General features: G+C 69.3%; 16 protein-coding genes and 1 tRNA gene. 12 read left to right on the forward strand and 5 right to left on the reverse strand.

Going from position 1 to position 16,997, the window contains the following annotated elements:
• Window positions 1–5: 5 nt before the first annotated feature.
• Both QFZ29_RS04055 and QFZ29_RS04060 read left to right on the forward strand, forming a co-directional pair.
• A complete protein-coding gene (locus QFZ29_RS04055) occupies window positions 6–314 on the forward strand; it encodes a TadE family type IV pilus minor pilin (RefSeq protein ID WP_241843005.1) in 309 nt (102 codons plus the stop codon).
• On the forward strand, window positions 311–667 hold the full coding sequence (locus QFZ29_RS04060; protein ID WP_306892961.1) for an Rv3654c family TadE-like protein: 357 nt from the start codon (window positions 311–313) through the stop codon (window positions 665–667). Before QFZ29_RS04055 ends, QFZ29_RS04060 begins: the two co-directional genes overlap by 4 nt.
• Before the next feature lie 2 nt (window positions 668–669).
• Here the strand turns inward: QFZ29_RS04060 and QFZ29_RS04065 are convergent, their stop codons facing one another.
• Window positions 670–906 (reverse strand): hypothetical protein, encoded by a 237-nt coding sequence (locus QFZ29_RS04065; protein ID WP_129519974.1) that lies wholly within the window; start codon window positions 904–906, stop codon window positions 670–672.
• 212 nt (window positions 907–1,118) lie between these two features.
• Here QFZ29_RS04065 and topA point away from each other — a divergent pair, with 212 nt between their 5' ends.
• The 5 genes from topA to QFZ29_RS04090 all read left to right on the forward strand — a co-directional run bounded on the left by topA (window position 1,119) and on the right by QFZ29_RS04090 (window position 7,499).
• The gene (gene topA / locus QFZ29_RS04070) at window positions 1,119–3,920 is read left to right on the forward strand and encodes a type I DNA topoisomerase (RefSeq protein WP_306892962.1); all 2,802 of its coding nucleotides are present in this window, start codon (window positions 1,119–1,121) and stop codon (window positions 3,918–3,920) included.
• Window positions 3,917–4,537, forward strand: a complete 621-nt coding sequence (gene tmk / locus QFZ29_RS04075; protein ID WP_306892963.1) for a dTMP kinase — start codon at window positions 3,917–3,919, stop codon at window positions 4,535–4,537. The genes topA and tmk overlap by 4 nt, the downstream gene beginning before the upstream one ends.
• 43 nt (window positions 4,538–4,580) lie before the next feature.
• Entirely contained in the window at window positions 4,581–5,753 is a 1,173-nt protein-coding gene (locus tag QFZ29_RS04080) for a DNA polymerase III subunit delta' (protein WP_306892964.1), read from the forward strand.
• On the forward strand, window positions 5,750–7,312 hold the full coding sequence (locus QFZ29_RS04085) for an alpha/beta hydrolase (protein ID WP_306892965.1): 1,563 nt from the start codon (window positions 5,750–5,752) through the stop codon (window positions 7,310–7,312). Before QFZ29_RS04080 ends, QFZ29_RS04085 begins: the two co-directional genes overlap by 4 nt.
• Before the next feature lie 111 nt (window positions 7,313–7,423).
• Window positions 7,424–7,499 (forward strand) — tRNA-Thr (locus QFZ29_RS04090).
• A gap of 125 nt (window positions 7,500–7,624) precedes the next feature.
• Here the strand turns inward: QFZ29_RS04090 and QFZ29_RS04095 are convergent.
• Window positions 7,625–7,984 carry a hypothetical protein gene (locus QFZ29_RS04095; RefSeq protein ID WP_306892966.1) on the reverse strand — a complete coding sequence of 120 codons (360 nt, stop codon included), beginning with the start codon at window positions 7,982–7,984 and terminating at the stop codon, window positions 7,625–7,627.
• Window positions 7,985–8,069: 85 nt separating this feature from the next.
• Window positions 8,070–8,867, reverse strand: coding sequence for an SGNH/GDSL hydrolase family protein (locus tag QFZ29_RS04100; RefSeq protein ID WP_306892967.1), 798 nt, complete (start codon window positions 8,865–8,867; stop codon window positions 8,070–8,072).
• A gap of 118 nt (window positions 8,868–8,985) precedes the next feature.
• Here QFZ29_RS04100 and QFZ29_RS04105 point away from each other — a divergent pair, with 118 nt between their 5' ends.
• From QFZ29_RS04105 to QFZ29_RS04125, 5 genes are all read left to right on the forward strand, one after another.
• Window positions 8,986–9,972, forward strand: a complete 987-nt coding sequence (locus QFZ29_RS04105; RefSeq protein ID WP_306892968.1) for a Gfo/Idh/MocA family protein — start codon at window positions 8,986–8,988, stop codon at window positions 9,970–9,972.
• 42 nt (window positions 9,973–10,014) lie between these two features.
• Entirely contained in the window at window positions 10,015–11,493 is a 1,479-nt protein-coding gene (locus tag QFZ29_RS04110; RefSeq protein WP_306892969.1) for a D-alanyl-D-alanine carboxypeptidase/D-alanyl-D-alanine-endopeptidase, read from the forward strand.
• An 89-nt stretch (window positions 11,494–11,582) separates the two neighbouring features.
• On the forward strand, window positions 11,583–12,185 hold the full coding sequence (locus tag QFZ29_RS04115; RefSeq protein ID WP_306892970.1) for an isochorismatase family protein: 603 nt from the start codon (window positions 11,583–11,585) through the stop codon (window positions 12,183–12,185).
• A complete protein-coding gene (locus tag QFZ29_RS04120) occupies window positions 12,182–12,958 on the forward strand; it encodes an alpha/beta fold hydrolase (RefSeq protein WP_306892971.1) in 777 nt (258 codons plus the stop codon). Before QFZ29_RS04115 ends, QFZ29_RS04120 begins: the two co-directional genes overlap by 4 nt.
• Window positions 12,959–13,381: 423 nt before the next feature.
• Entirely contained in the window at window positions 13,382–14,089 is a 708-nt protein-coding gene (locus QFZ29_RS04125) for an endonuclease domain-containing protein (protein WP_306892972.1), read from the forward strand.
• A gap of 169 nt (window positions 14,090–14,258) precedes the next feature.
• On the opposite strand, the gene hpaD is transcribed toward QFZ29_RS04125, so the two are convergent.
• Together hpaD and hpaE are read right to left on the reverse strand one after the other, a co-directional pair.
• The gene (gene hpaD / locus QFZ29_RS04130) at window positions 14,259–15,380 is read right to left on the reverse strand and encodes a 3,4-dihydroxyphenylacetate 2,3-dioxygenase (RefSeq protein WP_306892973.1); all 1,122 of its coding nucleotides are present in this window, start codon (window positions 15,378–15,380) and stop codon (window positions 14,259–14,261) included.
• A gap of 82 nt (window positions 15,381–15,462) precedes the next feature.
• On the reverse strand, window positions 15,463–16,989 hold the full coding sequence (hpaE, locus tag QFZ29_RS04135) for a 5-carboxymethyl-2-hydroxymuconate semialdehyde dehydrogenase (RefSeq protein ID WP_306892974.1): 1,527 nt from the start codon (window positions 16,987–16,989) through the stop codon (window positions 15,463–15,465).
• Window positions 16,990–16,997 lie beyond the last annotated feature (8 nt).

Raw genomic sequence — 16,997 nt, forward strand, 5'->3', positions numbered from 1 at the left:
GCAGCGTGACCGCGGAGTTCGCGGTCGCGCTGCCTGCGATCGCACTCGTGCTCGCGGCGTGCCTCGCGTCGGTCCAGCTCATCGCCCAGCAGGTGCGGCTGACGGATGCCGCGGCCGACGCCGCCCGTGCGCTCGGCCGTGGGGAGTCGGCCGCCGAGGCGGGCGCGATCGCCGACCGGGTCTCTGGAGGCGCCGCGCTCGGCGTCGCCGTCGACGGGATGTTCGTCTGCGCAACGCTCAGCACGCCGGGCGACGGGCTCCTCGCCGCGATCGAGTTGCGCGCGGAATCGTGCGCGGTGACGGGCGGGCGATGATGCGGCGATCGATCGGCGACGAGGGCGGCGCGGCATCCGTGCTCGCCCTCGGCATCGTCGGCGCGATCGTCGCGCTCACCATCGCCGTCGTGCCCATGCTCACGGTGTTCGTGGCGTCGCAGCGGGCCGCCAACGCAGCGGATGCCGCGGCGCTCGCCGCTGCCGACGCGACCTCCGGTGCCGTGCCCGGCGTGCCCTGTCAGCTCGCGGGGCACGTGGCGGCGCGCAACGGCGCCACCCTAGGCGCGTGCGAGGCTCGGGGGCCAGCGGCATCCGTCACCGTGACGGTTTCCGTGCTCGGCTTCGAGCTCGACGCCTCAGCGAGGGCAGGGCCCCCGCAATGGTCGGGCTGAGCTCAGACGAAGACGGTCTCGACGAAGCGGTACTCGACCGCGGTCGGCCTGTCGTCGTCGTCTGCGCTGAACTCGAGGCCGGCGGCGCGCGAGTACACGTAGTGCTTGCCGTGCTCGGCGCCCAGCTCCAACCGCGGACGTGGATCGCCCGATTCGAGGAAGGGCGTTGCGACCGTCTTGCCCTCGAGTGGTCCGTCGATCAGCTTTGCGGTGTACGAGCCGGTGGTTGACGTATCCATGCGGGCAATTCTCCTCCGACCGCCACGATCCGCAAGGGCTCGACGCGCGACGACGGTGTGTGCCATTTGGCGACGGGCATCGGTGCACTCACGGTGAGGGTGTGTATGGTGTGGCTGTCGGCGCAGCGAGTCGCCGGTCGATGGCACACACCGCTCGGGGGCGCGGCATTCATGTGCGTTCCCGTCTCAAATGTTGGAATAAGAGGAGTCTGGTGTCAGGCGCGAAGAAATTGGTCATCGTAGAGTCGCCGACCAAGATGAAGTCGATCGCCCAGTATCTGGGTGAGGGCTACGAAGTGCTGTCGTCGGTCGGGCACATCCGCGACCTGATCGAGCCGAAGAACCTGCCCGCCGAGCTCAAGAAGGGCTCGCTCGGCAAGTTCTCGGTCGACGTCGAGCACGGGTTCGAGCCGTACTACGTCGTCTCCGACTCGAAGAAGAAGACCGTCGCCGACTTGAAGCGCGCGCTGAAGAACGCCGACGAGCTCCTGCTCGCGACTGATGAGGACCGCGAGGGCGAAGCCATCGCGTGGCACCTCCTGCAGGAGCTGAAGCCCAAGGTTCCGGTTCGCCGAATGGTCTTCCACGAGATCACGAAAGACGCGATCGAGAAGGCGAAGGACAACACCCGCGAGCTCGACACCGCCCTCGTCGACGCGCAGGAGACCCGCCGCATCCTCGACCGTCTCTACGGCTACGAGGTGTCGCCGGTGCTGTGGCGCAAGGTCGGCCCCGGCCTGTCGGCCGGCCGCGTGCAGTCGGCTGCGACCCGGCTTGTCGTCGATCGCGAACGCGAACGGCTCGCGTTCGTCGCCGCAGGCTACTGGGATCTCATCGGACGCTTCGCGAGCGGTGAGGCGGCGTCCGCCTTCGAAGCACGGCTCGTGCGCCTCGGCGGGCAGCGCGTCGCCACCGGCCGCGATTTCGACGACTCCGGCCGCCTCAAGAGCTCGGCCGTCGTGCTCAACGAGCCGGCAGCGCACGCGCTCGTCACCGCGCTGCGTGCCGAGGGCGTGAATCGCACCGTCTCGAAGGTCGAATCGAAGCCCTACTCCAGGCGGCCCGCTGCCCCGTTCACGACCTCGACGCTGCAGCAGGAGTCGGCGCGCAAGCTCCGCCTCTCGGCGCGCGACACGATGCGCGTCGCGCAGTCGCTCTACGAGAACGGCTACATCACCTATATGCGAACCGACTCGGTGTCGCTCTCGCAGCAGGCGATCACGGCGGCTCGCGCGCAGGCGACCGCGCTCTACGGAGCCGATTCGATTCCCGACAAGCCGCGCGTCTACTCCGGCAAGAGCAAGAACGCCCAAGAGGCGCACGAGGCGATCCGCCCCTCGGGCGAGGTTTTCCGCACGCCGTCCGAGCTGCAGAGCGTGCTGCGCGGCAGCGAGTTCAAGCTCTACGACCTCATCTGGAAGCGCACCGTCGCATCGCAGATGGCCGATGCGAAGGGTCAGACCGCGACCGTCACGATCGAGGTCGGTCCCACGGCGACGGATGCTTCAGCCCCCGCCGAGGCATCCGTGCCCATCGCCGGCGCCATCGCCGAGTTCACCGCGAGCGGCACCGTCATCACCTTCCGCGGCTTCCTCGCGGCCTATGAGGAGAGCCGCGACGAGGAGCGCAACGCCGACGAGACGCCGGGCGAGGCGAAGCTGCCGCCGCTCACCGAGGGCCAGGCGCTCGCGCTCGCCGAGCTCGAGGCGAAGGGCCACGAGACCAGCCCGCCCCCGCGCTACACCGAGGCGAGCCTCGTGAAGCGGCTCGAGGAGCTCGGCATCGGCCGTCCCTCCACCTTCGCGTCGATCATCTCGACGATCCTCGACCGCGGCTACGTCACGCAGCGCGGCCAGGCACTCGTGCCGAGCTGGATCGCCTTCTCGGTCGTGCGCCTGCTCGAGGAGCATTTCGGCGACCTCGTCGAATACGACTTCACCGCCGAGATGGAAGACGACCTCGACCGGATCGCCTCGGGCGAGGCCGACCGGGTCGACTGGCTGAACGGCTTCTACTTCGGCTCAGAGACGCACCGCGGGCTCCGCCAGGTCGTCGACAACCTCGGCGACATCGACGCGCGCGAGATCAACTCGGTCGTGATCGCCCCCGACATCACCCTGCGCATCGGCAAGTACGGCCCCTACCTCGAGACGGTGGATCCGGATGCCGAGGCCGACGCACCGCCGCGCCGCGTCAACCTCCCCACCGAACTCGCCCCCGACGAGCTCACCGAGGCCAAGGCCCGCGAGCTCATCGAGGCGCCGGTGCAGGGCGACCGGGTGCTCGGCGAGAACCCCGAGAACGGCAAGCAGGTCGTCTTGAAAGACGGGCGGTTCGGCCCGTATGTGACCGAAGTCGAGCCCGAGCCCGAGGCCGCGCCTGAGGCATCCGTCGATGCAGCGACCGGCGAGGTCATCGAGCCGGCAAAGCCGAAACGCGCCGCGAAGAAGGTCGCAGCGGCCAAGCCGCGCACGGCCTCGCTGTTCAAGAGCATGGAGCCGGCGGAACTCGACCTCGAGACGGCGCTGAAACTGCTCGACCTGCCGCGCGTCGTCGGCGCCGACCCCGAGTCGGGCGACGAGATCACCGCGCAGAACGGCCGCTACGGTCCGTATCTGAAGAAGGGCGCCGACACGCGCACCCTGCCGAGCGAGGACGCGATCTTCGAGATCGACCTCGACGGTGCACTCGCGCTCTATGCACAGCCGAAGTACGGTGCCCGCAGCGCGTCGAGCGCACTCAAGGAGTTCGAGAACGACCCGGTGAGCGGCAAGCCGATCAAGGTGAAAGACGGCCGATTCGGTCCCTACGTCACGGACGGCACGACCAACGCCACGATCCCGCGGGCCGAGTCGGTCGAGGAGATCACCTTCGAGCGAGCCGTCGAGCTGCTGCAGATCAAGCGCGACAAGGGCCCCGCCGCGCCGCGTGCGAAGCGAACGACCACCGCGCGCACGACCACCGCCAAGAAGGCACCCGCGAAGAAGGCGCCGGCCAAGAAGAGCACGTCGTGAGCTCGGGCGTCTTCATCACCCTCGAGGGCGGCGACGGCTCCGGCAAGACCACGCAGGCAGAACTGCTCGACCGCTGGCTCTCCGAGCAGGGTCGCACAGTGCTGCGCACTCGCGAACCCGGCGGCACCGAGGTCGGCGTCGAGGTTCGCGAGATCGTGCTGCACCACCGCGGCGACATCACGCCCCGGGCCGAGGCGCTGCTCTACGCGGCCGACCGCGCCCATCACGTCGCCACCGTCGTGCGTCCGGCGCTCGAACGCGGCGATGTGGTCATCCAGGATCGCTACATCGACTCGTCGGTTGCCTACCAGGGCGTCGGCCGGGTGCTCGACCCCGACGCGATCCGCGGCCTCTCCGAATGGGCCACCGAAGGGCTCCGACCCGACCTCACGATCCTGCTCGACCTCGACGCCGGTGCAGCGCGAGGACGTCTCGACGAGGCGCGCACAAGGTACGACCGGCTCGAGGCCGAGGCATCCGAGTTCCACGACCGCGTACGCAACGCCTACCTCGCGATCGCCGCAGCCGAGCCCGACCGCTTCCTCGTGGTCGACGCGGCGCTGGCCGCCGACGAGATCGCCGCATCCATCCGCCCGCGCGTCGCCGAACTCCTCTGAGATCGAGCGGGCCACGGTCGGCGGCGGAAGGTAGCGTGGAACCGTGAGCGTGTGGAGCGAGCTGACCGGGCAGGATCAGGCGATCGCCGTGTTCCGCGGCGCCGCGAGCACCGCCGGCATCGCCAGCAGCGCCCAGCAGATGACCCACTCGTGGCTCATCACCGGCCCTCCCGGGTCGGGCCGCTCGAACCTCGCCTACGCCTTCGCCACCGCGCTCATCTCGGGCGACCCCGACGGCGACGAGCCGACCCGCATCCAGGTCGAGGCGCGCAGCCATCCCGACCTGCACGTGCTCGCCACCGAGGGCGTCATCATCAAGCGCGACGACGTGCGCGAGATCGTGCGCCGCTCGCACTACTCGCCCTCCGTCGGGCGTCACCGCGTGATCATCGTCGAAGACGCCGACCGCATGACCGAGCAGACGTCGAACTTCCTGCTGAAAGAGCTCGAGGAGCCGCCCGAGCGCACCGTGTGGATCCTGTGCGCGCCGAGCGAGGCCGACCTCATCCCGACCATCCGCTCCCGTGTTCGCTCCGTGCGCCTCCAGGTTCCGAGCATCGCTGATGTCGCGGCGCTCCTCGTTCGCCGCGATGGCGTCGACCCCGTGCTCGCCGAGCGCGCGGCGCGTGAGGCGCAGAGCCACATCGGCATGGCGCATCGGCTCGCGACGAGCGACGAGGCGCGGAGTCGTCGCGCCGAGACGCTCAGGCTCGCCCTCGAGGTGCGCTCGGCGGCGACCGCCGTCGCGACGGCGGCGCGCTTCCTCGAGATCGCGGGCGACGACGCGAAGGCGATCACCGAGCTGCGCGATGCCGAAGAGCGGGCGCACGCGCTGCACTCGCTCGGCGTCGCGCCCGGCCAGGCGGTGCCCAATGCGCTCCGCCCGCAGCTCAAGGCGCTCGAAGACGACCAGAAGCGCCGCGCGACGCGGAGCCTTCGCGACGGCATCGACCGCATCCTCGTCGATCTCGCGTCGCTCTACCGCGACATCCTGCTGATCCAGCTCGGCGCCGACGTCGAGCTCGTGAACCGAGAGCTGCTCGAGCGCCTGGAGCACGCCGCGGCATCCGCTTCGCCTGCGCGCACCCTCGCGACGCTCGATGCCATCCAGGCGGCTCGCGATCGCATCGACGGCAACGTGCAACCGGCGCTCGCGCTGGAGGCGATGCTCGTCTCGGCGATCCGCAGACCGACCACCGAACGGGGGGCCGCATGAACGGCACACGCGAACCGAACCGCGAACGACGGATGCCGCGCGCGCGGCGCATGGCATTGGCGGCGGTCGCGCTCGTGTCGGCGCTCGCGCTCAGCGCTTGCATGCCCACCTTCCTGAACCCGCCGAAGCCCCAGTCGACGCCGACGGGCGAGGAGGTCGAGGCCGACCTGCAGCCGTTCTACGAGCAGGTGCTCGAGTGGGAGCGATGCGGAGAGGAGCTCGGCTGCAGCACGGCCAAGGCACCCCTCGACTGGGACGACCCCGGGTCGGGCGAGATCGAGCTCGCCCTCGTGCGTCACGTCGCCACCGGCGACCGCATCGGCTCGCTGCTCGTGAACCCCGGCGGCCCCGGTGGCTCCGGCTACGACTTCGTGGCCGACTCCCTGAGCTACGCCGTCGGCGAGCCGCTGCGCGAGCGCTTCGACATCGTCGGATTCGACCCGCGTGGGGTCGGCCGCTCGAGTGCGGTCGCCTGCTACGACCCTGCCCAGATGGACGAGTACCTCTACGGAATCATCCCCGCCGAGCGCGGCAGCGATGAATGGGTCGCCGCGGTCGAGACATCGGCGAAGGACTTCGGCACAGCGTGCGCCGAGAAGTCGGGCGACCTGCTCGCAAACGTCGACACGGTGAGCGCTGCTCGCGACCTCGACCTGCTGCGCGCGGTGCTCGGCGACGAGCAGCTGAACTATCTCGGCTACTCGTACGGCACCTTCCTCGGCGCGACGTTCGCCGAGCTCTACCCCGACAAGGTGGGCCGGCTCGTGCTCGACGGCGCGATCGACCCCTCGGCGAGCGACTTCGAGGTCACGAAGGCGCAAGCGGTGGGCTTCGAGAAGGCGCTCCGCGCCTACGTCGAGAACTGCCTCGCCGGCAGCGAATGCCCGTTCCGCGGCTCAGCCGACGAGGCGATAGCCGAGATCGGCCGGCTCCTGGCATCCGTCGAACAGAGCCCGCTTCGCGGGACCGACGGCCGCCTCGTCGGCGCCGACACCCTGCTCACCGCCATCATCTACCCGCTCTACAGCGCCGACTCGTGGCCGTACCTCAGCCAGATGCTCGAATCGGTGATGCTCGGCGACGCCGACACCGCCTTGAGCTTCGCCGACGGCTACAACGGGCGCAACGCCGACGGCACCTACCTCGACAACTCGACCGAGGCGTTCCGAGCGATCAACTGCCTCGACTACTCGTATCAGTCCGATGTCTCGGTGATGCGTGACAAGGCCGCGGAGATCGCCGCGATCGCGCCGACGATCGGTCGCTACTTCGGCTTCGGCGACCTCACGTGCGTGAACTGGCCGCACACGAGCGACCGCGATCGCGAAGAGATCCACGCCGAAGGCGCGGAGCCGATCCTCGTGATCGGCACCACGGGCGACCCGGCGACGCCGTACGAGTGGGCGGTCGCGCTCGCCGAGCAGCTCGAGAGCGGCGCGCTCGTCAGCTACGAGGGCGAGGGGCACACGGCGTACAACAAGTCGAACTCGTGCGTGAACGACGCCGTCGAGTCCTTCTTCATCGACGGCACGGTTCCCGCGAGCGATCCGCAATGCTGATCGGCCGACAGGCCGACGTGCGTGGCACGCAAGGGTGTTCAACGGCGCCTTCGAAACCCGCTAACATAGATTCTCGTGCCAACCGGTGCGCCTCGGCGCAGCGGATGCCATGCCGCCTTAGCTCAGTCGGCAGAGCGTCTCACTCGTAATGAGAAGGTCGTGGGTTCGATTCCCACAGGCGGCTCCATCACTCGAACGGCCCGGATGAATCCGGGCCGTTCGTGCGTCCGGCCCAAGACACGGCCGCTCCGCATGTCGGCGGAGTTGGCATGCGGAGACGGTCGCACAGGGCCTTCGCGTGATCGGGCCATATCAGTCGTCCTCGTTCGCGTCCCAGTCGAAGTCGATCGGATCGTCGGTGACGTTCGCGTTCGCGGGAATGCCGGTCACCGGGCGCATCGTCGCGAGACCGGCCGTGCGCCGATCCAGCTCGGCCACGAGGGCATCGTCGACGAGCTCCTCCCCGCCGAGCGTCTCGGACTCCGAGACGAGTTGGCTCGCGGGACCGATCAGGATACTCGCCCGCCCGACCGTGCCATCGCTGTGGCGCACGGGGATCTCGACGGATGCCGCCGAGTCACGTTGCGCCAGCGCTTCCGCATATGCGAGCAGCGACCGAGCGATGTTGCTTCCGGTCAGCAGTTCTCCACCTGCATAGTGAATGCGGTCCATACTCCACGATTATCGGAATGCAAGCCTGCCGACAATCCCTTGCGCTCGGCTCGTGGAGCAGTCCCACTTGGACGAGGACGTCGACTCAGCCGATCGCCGCACGAATCGCTTCGGCATACGCCTGGTAGCCGGCGATCGTAGGGTGGAACGCCTCGGCGGAGAAGATGTCGTGGATCCACGGATCCGCGCTGTCAAGCCCGTGGCCGGCGAACGCCGACTCGACATCGACGAAGAGGAATCCTGCGGCGGCGGCACTCGCCTCGATGAGATCGTTGAGCAGCGCGATACCCTGGTTCACCGCGAGCTTCCTCGGATCAGTCGGCGACTCGAACAGCAGCGGATAACCAGTGACGACGACGGTCGCCTTCGGTGCCGCGGCCCGGATCGACGCAAACGTCGTAGCGAGGTCGACCGCGAGCTGCGGGAATCTCGCCTGTGCCACGGCAACGGCCGCAAGGCACTCCTCGATCGTCCGCGTCAGGCACGCCGTGGCGAGCACGTCGAGTCCGAGGTCGTTCGCCCCGACCGTCACGGTGACGAGCTTCGTCTGCCGGGTGAGGGCCGAGAGCTGGGTCGTGACGTCGGCCGTGGTCGCGCCCGTGCAAGCGAGGAGCGCCTCATGGTTCACGCCGGGATCGGCGCTGAGCAGGCTCGGATACCCGGCCGGGCTCGTCAAGCACGTGTCGAGATAGCCGCCGCCGCCGACACCAGCGGCATACGAGTCGCCGAGGGCCGCGTAGGCGACTTTCGATGTCGCGGCAGTCTGCGTCGGTCCACCGGGCACCGCTTGCGCGGGAACGGCGCCGACGAGAGCGATCGCGAGCGTGAGGAGGGTGGCGCCGAGGATGCTCATCGGGCGGCGGGTTCGAGACGACATTGTCATGGCGGGAGGGTAGAGCAGATCGGAGCTCGCCGCGACCTCCGATTCGGGACAGTCTGCGCCTCGTACCGGTGCAGCTTCCCGACTCGGGAGGGTGGCCGCCCGCCGTTAGGCTGTCGCCATGACTGAACGACTGCGCTGGGGCATCCTCGCGACGGGCGGCATCGCCCGCGCCTTCACGAGCGACCTGAAGATCAACGGCTTCACCGTGCAGGCCGTGGGCTCGAGGTCGAGTGCGGCCGCCGAGGCCTTCGCTGCCGAGTTCGAGATCCCGAATGCGCACGGGAGCTACGAGGCGCTCGTCGCCGACCCCGAGGTCGACGTGATCTACGTCTCCACGCCGCATCCGCTGCACGCCTCGAATGCGATGCTCGCACTCGAGGCCGGCAAGCACGTGCTCGTCGAGAAGCCGTTCGCGGTCAACGCCCGTGAGGCCCAGGCGATCGCCGACCTCGCGGCGGCGAAGGGGCTCCTCGCCCTCGAGGCGATGTGGACCCGCTACCTGCCCCACATGGCACGCATCCGCGAGATCATCGCCGAGGGAACACTCGGCGAGGTGCGCGCGCTCATGGCCGATCACACGCAGAAGCTCTCCGACGACCCGGCGCACCGCATCAACGCGCTCGAGCTGGGCGGCGGCGCCCTCCTCGACCTCGGGATCTACCCGATCTCCTTCGCATGGGACCTCTTCGGTGCGCCCCTCACGATCCAGTCCACGGCGACGTTCAAGAGCACGGGCGCCGATGCCCAGATCGCCACGATCTTCGGCTACGAGGGCGGGCGAGTCGCCACGACACTCTCGGCGAGTGACTCGAGCGGGCCGAACACCGCTGTGGTGCTCGGTACCGAGGCTCGTATCGACATCGACCGGGTCTGGTACACGCCGGCGAGCTTCCGCGTGGTCGCCCCCGATGGCACGGTCATCGAGGAGTTCCGCCCGATCGAGGTCAACGGGCGAGGCATGCACTGCCAGGCCGAAGCCGTCGAACGGCTCGTCGCAGCCGGCACCCTGGGCGGCGACGTGCTGCCCATCGATGAAACGGTCGCGATCCTGGGAACGCTCGACGTGATCCGCGAGCAGATCGGTTTGCGCTACCCGGGGGAGTGACCTTCGGAGCACCTTGCCGAAACCGGCACGTACAATGCCGGGGTGGATGACCGGAAGGATGACCCGACGCCCGAACCCGCCCAGACGGAGACGGCAGTGACCGCGGGCGCGGCGTCGGCACGGTTCGGCGCCTTCGTGCGCAAGCACCGGCTCACCCTCTCGATCACCGGCGGAGTGCTCGCATTCGCGCTGCTCGGCACTGGAGCCGTGTTCGCCGGCGCCGCCATGGATGCGAGCGAGGAGGTCGCCGTCGCAACGACGTCGACCCCCACCCCGACGCCGGATGCCGCCCGGCCGGTGCCCGCGGCAGCGGCACCCGCGAGCCGCATCCGCACCTGCTCCGTCGCCGACCGCGCAGCCGACGGCCGACTCGCGAACCTGCAGGCGCACGTCAGGAACGCCGCCACGGGCGAGTCGCTCTATGACCGGGGCGCCGCGACGCCCTCACGAACGGCGAGCGTCATGAAGGTGCTCACGGCGGCGGCGGCGCTGTCGGTACTCGGCCCAGACCACCGCGCGGCCACGACCGTCGTGAAGGGCGCCGAGCCCGGTTCTGTCGTGCTCGTCGGCGGCGGAGACGTGACCCTCTCGCGCACCCCGAGTGGCACGACCACGGTGTACCCGGGCGCGGCGCACCTCGACGAGCTCGCGCAGCAGGTCCGAAGCGCCTGGTCGGCCGACCCCTCGAACCCGCCGCTCACGAAGCTCGTGCTCGACGCGAGCTTCTTCGGCGGCGACGAGTGGCATTCGACCTGGGACCTCATCGAGCGCGAAGACGGCTACATGTCGAACATCACGGCGCTGCAGGTGGACGGCGACCGCGACACCCCGTCGAGCAACACCTCGTGGCGCAGCCCCGACCCGATCGCACGCGCAGGCGACGCCTTCGCATCGGAGCTCGGCGGCATCTCGGTCATCGAGCGCGGCACGGCCCCGGCCGGCGCCGCGCAACTCGGCCAGGTGCTCTCGCCGACCGTCGCCGAACTCGTCGACAAGGCGCTCGTCGTCTCCGACAACTCCGTCGCCGAGATGCTCGCTCGCCTCGTCGCGATCGAGACGGGCGCCGGCAACGATTTCAGCGCGATCAACGCCGGGGTGCTCGAGGGGCTCGCGGACTACGGGCTCGACACGACGGGCATCAACGTCGTCGACGGCTCCGGACTCAGCGACGACAACGCCGTGCCTCCCGCCTACCTCACCCAGCTCTTCGTGAAGATCAACGCGCGAGAGGGCAACCTCGGCATCCTCATGGACGGGTTGCCCGTCGCGGGACAGCGCGGGTCGCTCTCCTACAGCGACCGGTTCCAGGGGGAGAACGCGGTGGCCGCCGGGGCAGTCTCGGCCAAGACGGGATGGATCGAGAGCGGGTACACGCTCTCGGGCGTCATCCGTGCGCAAGACGGCTCGACGCTCACGTTCGCGATCTACGCCCTCGGTGACGTGACCGATGAGGCGAAGCAGGCGATCGACACCCTCACCACCGGCTTCTACCTCTGCGGCGACAACCTCTCCAACCAGTAGTGCCGCCACCGTCCAGCCGGCCGCGCTGACTGGAAGAATGGAGGTGCGGCCGGATCGGTCGCATGCAGGACGAGCGAAGGAGCGAGCCGATGACCCGGGCCCTGTTCATCATCGACGTGCAGAATGACTTCACCGAGGGGGGCGCGCTCGGAGTCGAGGGCGGCGCCGCCGTCGCCGCCGGCGTGACCGAGCTGCTCGAACGGCACCGCGGCGAATACGACGTGGTCGTGGCATCCCGCGACTGGCATTCCGCCGAGGGAGACAACGGCGGTCATTTCGCCGTCGAGAGCGAGCCCGACTTCGTCGAGACCTGGCCCGTGCACTGCGTCGCGGAAACAGAGGGTGCCGAATACCACCCGGCGCTCTCGATCGATCAGGTCGATGTGCACATCCGCAAGGGTCAGGGAGTGCCGGCCTACTCGATCTTCGAGGGCACCGATGACGACGGCGCCTCGATGAGCGACGTGCTCACCAGCCGAGGTGTCACCGACGTCGACGTCGTCGGCATCGCGACCGACTATTGCGTGCGGGCGAGCGTGCTCGACGCACTCGAGCACGGCCAGCACGTACGCGTCTTCACCGACCTCATCGCCGGCGTCGCCGCCTCGACCTCCGAGCTCGCACTCGCCGAACTGGGCCATGCGGGCGCCGACATCACCGAGTCGACCGCGCTCAACAAGGCCGCCTCGTGAGGCGAGCCGACACGGCACCGGTGCCCAGCCTCTACGCCGAGTCATCCGACGGCGTGCTCATCGCATATCGCATGCATGGGTCCGGTGAAGCGGATGCCGCGCTGCCGCCCGTGCTCCTCGTGCACGGGTTCGCATCGAACTCGGCCGTGACCTGGGATGGCACGGGGTGGGTGCAGGCGCTTCGTGCGGCGGGGCGCGCCGTGATCACGCTCGACCTGCGCGGACACGGCGAGAGCGACAAGCCGGTCGACGGCGACTCCTATTCGCCCGAGCTGCTCGGCGCCGACCTGCTCGCCGTGGTCGATTCCGTCGGCGCCGACCAGGTGGACCTGATCGGCTACTCGATGGGCAATCGGGTGGTGTCGGCCTTCGCCTCCGTCGCCCCCGAGCGCATTCGTCGGGTCGTCATCGGCGGAGCGGGGCCGCACGAGCTCTTCGCCTCATGGGATCTCGAGGAGGCGCGCGCCGTGCTGCTGCGCGACGAGCCGTCGAGGAATCCCCTCATCGACCAGCTGCTCCGGCCCGCGATCGCCGCGGGCGCCGACCGCGAGGCGCTCCTCGCCTGCATCGAAGGCGTGCAGGGAGCGCCGCTCTCGATCCCGGGCGACATCCCGACGCTGTTCGTCGCCGGTGAGAACGATCCGGTGCCCGAAGGCGCACGCGAGCTCGCGCTCGACTGGGACGCCGATTATGTGTCGATCCCCGGGCGCGACCACGTGTCGACCCTCACGGCGCGGGCGTTCAAGGACGCCGCGATCGAGTTCCTCGCCTGAGCTGCCGCGGCACCCGTCCCGCCCGCGCGCTGTCCTGTTACCGGATTCGGGGATTCTCGCGACGCGCCGGGCGGCCGGCACCCTGCTGCCGCGTGCCGGGAAGAATCCCCGAATCCGGTAGCAGGCGAGTCGTCCTCCACCGCGCCTTCGGCGGGGAATGCCACCACAGAGTCCCGGATGCCGCGGTCTGCTGCTCTCTTTCCGTTTGATTCTGGTTACATGAGGTCGGCGATCAGCGTGGTCCGCGAACACGGCGGCGCGTGTCGCACCAGGGACCTGCGCGCGGCGGGGTTCGACGCGCGCGCGGTCGCCGCAGCGGTGGCATCCGGATGCATCGAGCGTGCTCGCATCGGGCATTTCGTCGCTCCCGAGCTCCCGGCCACCGTGAAGCGCGCGATACGTGTCGGTGGAAGGCTCACGTGTGTGAGCGCAGCGCAGGCGATGGGCCTCCGCGTGCTCAAGGAGCCACACTGCCTGCACATCGAGGTCGCAGAACACGATTCGCGGTTTCGGCGCCCGGGCGACCCGACCAAGCGCTTGCGTCCGAAGCTGCAGCGTATCTCGGAGCATCCGCAAGTCCGATTCCATTGGCGAGGCGTCTGCCATTCCGGCGACGCGATGCCGCCGCTCCTCGATGTGCTCGTCGAGGTCGTCGGATGCCTGCCCGCACTCGACGCGCTCTGCATTCTGGACTCCGCCCGGGAGTGCATACCGTCGGCGTGGAAGCCGCCGGCTTTGAACGATGCCGGATTCTCCGAGTTGCTTGAATGTCTCCCACCCGGGCAACGGACGCTCGCGGTCAGGTCATCGTCGCTCAGCCAAGCGATCGGGGAGACTATTGCTCGCGAGCGCTTCAGGGAGGCAGGTATCCACGCTCGACCCCAGGTTGTACTGCCCGGTGGCTATCGCGCTGACCTCCTCATCGGCGATCGCCTGATCTTCGAATGCGAGGGCATGGACGCGCATTCGGGTTCTGACGCATTCCACGCGGATCGCGAACGGATGGCATGGCTCCGGGCATGCGGATACCTCGTGCTGAACTTCAGTCACAAGCAGATCGTGGAGGACTGGCCGAGTGTTCTCAGCACGGTGCTCCTCGTGATGCGCCGCGGCGCGCACCTGGCCGCCTGATCGGAGCGTTCGCCACGACCAGCGCGCATACTGTCACCGGATTCGGGGATTTGCGACGACACGCCGGTGCGGCGGCTGCGCGGGCGGCGTGTTGTCGCAAATCCCCGAATCCGGTGACAGAGGCAGTCGCGGGTGGGGCGGCGGATGCGACGGCAGCGCGCCGTGAGCGCTACAGGGTGTTGCCGAGCTTGAAGCCGCGCTGCTCGTCGTCTTTGCGGGTGTACGAGAAGCCGTCGGCGCCGATCGTGACCTCCATCTCGGACTCGTCGGTGCGCGCCACCACGGGCTGCGGCTCGCCGTCGAGGTCGAGCACGAGCGAGGCATCCGTGTACCAGCTCGGCACGACGGGGTTGCCCCACCAGTCGCGGCGCTGGTTGTCGTGCACGTCCCACGTGACGACGGGGTTGTCGGGGTCGCCTGTGTAGTAGTCCTGCGTGTAGATCTCGACGCGATGCCCGTCGGGGTCGCGCAGGTACAGGTAGAACGCGTTCGAGACGCCGTGACGGCCGGGTCCGCGCTCGATGACGTCCGACATCCGCAGTGCGCCGAGCTTGTCGCAGATCGCGATGATGTTGTGCTTCTCGTGCGTCGAGAACGCGATGTGGTGCATGCGCGGGCCGTCGCCGCCCGTCATCGCGGTGTCGTGCACGGTCGGCTTGCGGCGCATCCACGCCGCGTAGGTCGTGCCGGCCTCGTCTTGGATGTCCTCCGTGACGCGGAAGCCGAGGTCCTCCATGTACTTGACGGCGCGTGGGACGTCGGGCGTGACCTGGTTGAAGTGGTCGAGCCGCACGATCGCGCCCGGCGTGTGGAGGTCGAAGCGCCATGCAAGCCGCTCGACGTGCTGCACGTCGTGGAAGAACTCATAGGGGAAGCCGAGCGGGTCCTCGACGCGCACCGAATCGCCGATGCCCTTCGTGAAGCCGTCGGGCCGGCGCTCGACGCGGCATCCGAGCTCCGTGTAGAACGCGACGGCACGGTCGAGGTCTTCGGGGGTGCGCACCCGGTAGGCGAGGGCCGCGGCCGCGGCCACCGGGCCCTCGCGCAGCACGAGGTTGTGGTGGATGAACTCCTCGAGCGAGCGCAGGTACACCGTGTCGTCGTCCTCCTCGGTCACGACGAGCCCGAGCACGTCGACGTAGAAGGCGCGCGAGGCGGCGAGGTCGGTGACGACGAGTTCCATGTAGGCGGCGCGAACGACGTCGGGCGCCGGCGCGGTCGGAGTGGGGATGCGGTCGGCCGGTGCCGGGATCGGGTCGCCGGCGGTCACGATCGGTTCGGGGAGTTCCATGTCAGCGTCCTTGCTGGGAGTGGTCGGGAGTGGTCGGGAGGGAGTCGGAATGGGGTCGGATGCCGCGTGCTGCGGCATCCGCTCAGGGGTTCGCGGTGGCGACGGGCGCGGTGCCCTGTCGCGTGCCGAAGCGCGGCGAGTGCGCTTCGTTGAGCGTGATGTGCACGGCCTGTTGGTCGGTGTAGAAGTCGATCGAGCGGTAACCGCCCTCGTGGCCGAGCCCCGAGGCCTTCACGCCGCCGAACGGGGTGCGGAGGTCGCGCACGTTGTTGGAGTTGAGCCACACCATGCCCGCCTCGACGGACTGCGAGAAGTTGTGGGCCCGCTGCAGGTTGTTGGTCCAGATGTAGGCGGCGAGGCCGTATTTCACGCCGTTCGCGAGGGCGAGGGCCTCCTCGTCGGAGTCGAACGGCGTGATCGCGACGACCGGGCCGAAGATCTCCTCCTGGAAGATGCGCGCGTCGGGCGCGACATCCGCGAACACCGTCGGCGCGACGTAGTTGCCCGTCGGCAACCCCTCTGGGCGACCGCCGCCCGCGACGAGCCGCCCCTCGCCCTTGCCGATCTCGACGTAGGACATGACCTTCTCGTAGTGCTCGGGGTGCACGAGCGCCCCCACCTCGGTCGCCGGATCGTGCGGATCGCCGACGACGATGTTCTCGGCCCGTTCGGCGTACCGCGACACGAAGTCGTCGTAGATCGAGCGCTCGACGAGAATTCGCGAGCCCGCCGTGCAGCGTTCGCCGTTGAGCGAGAACACGCCGAAGACGGTCGCGTCGAGCGCTGCCTCGAGGTCGGCGTCGGCGAAGACCACGGCGGGCGACTTGCCGCCGAGCTCCATCGAGAGGCCCTTCAGGAACGGCGCGGCGTTCGCGAAGATCAGCTGCCCGGTGCGGCTCTCGCCGGTGAAGGAGATGAGCGGGACATCCGGATGCTTCACGAGCGCGTCGCCCGCCTCTTCACCGAGCCCGTTGACGAGGTTGAACACGCCGTCGGGAACTCCCGCCTCGCGGAAGATGTCGGCCCAGAGGCTCGCCGAGAGCGGCGTGAACTCGGCGGGCTTCAACACGACCGTGTTGCCCGTGGCGAGAGCGGGGGCGAGCTTCCACGACTCGAGCATGAACGGCGTGTTCCACGGCGTGATGAGCCCGGCGACGCCGATGGGCTTGCGATTCACGTAGTTCACCTGGCGACCGGGCACCTTGTAGGTGTCGTCGCGCTGGGCGACGATGAGGTCGGCGAAGAAGCGGAAGTTCTCGGCGGCGCGCTGCGCCTGGCCGAGGGCCTGGGTGATCGGCAGTCCGGTGTCGAAGGTCTCGAGCTCGGCGAGCCGCGCGTCGCTCGCCTCGACGAGGTCGGCGATGCGGTGCAGCACGCGGGCGCGCTGGCGCGGCAGCATCCGGGGCCACGGTCCGTCGGTGAACGCGCGGCGAGCGGCGGCGACGGCGAGGTCGATGTCGGCCCGCTGGCCGGCGGCGGCCTGCACGTAGGTCTCGTTCGAGACCGGGTCGAGCACGTCGAAGGTCTCGCCGCCGACCGAGTCGACGAACTCGCCGTCGATGTAGTGGCGGATGCGGTCGGGCAGTCCCTCGGGGATGTGGTGGGTCATGTCTGGTC

The sequence above is a fragment of the Agromyces albus genome (assembly GCF_030815405.1).
Taxonomy (GTDB): domain Bacteria; phylum Actinomycetota; class Actinomycetes; order Actinomycetales; family Microbacteriaceae; genus Agromyces; species Agromyces albus_A.